This window comes from Chryseobacterium sp. SIMBA_029 (assembly GCF_046535275.1).
In the GTDB taxonomy this organism is placed as follows: Bacteria; Bacteroidota; Bacteroidia; order Flavobacteriales; family Weeksellaceae; genus Chryseobacterium.
Window position 1 is genome coordinate 1 of the sequence record NZ_JAWRXA010000711.1, and the last position, 245, is coordinate 245.

Here is a 245-nt window from a genome sequence, read left to right on the forward strand (position 1 = left end):
CATTCCAGCTTGGAGATGTCATGAAAAATGTAAATGGTGTATCTCCTTCAAGTTATTATAATCAATATAATATCAGGGGAATCAGTCAAAACGAAGAGGGGCAGATTATCAATGGGATGCGGACAAGACAGTATTATTTTTTACAGCCCATGACATCCAATATAGAGCGTGTAGAAGTATTCAAAGGCCCTGCAAGCATTACCATGTCCAGTGTTGATCCAGGAGGAACAATTAATATGGTAACT

The 245-nt window shown here is 38.4% G+C and carries 1 protein-coding gene; it reads left to right on the forward strand.

The window, feature by feature from the left end; genetic code table 11:
- Window positions 1-245, forward strand: a 245-nt coding sequence (locus SB679_RS25790; RefSeq protein WP_410705217.1) for a TonB-dependent receptor plug domain-containing protein, incomplete at both ends; no start/stop codon positions are given.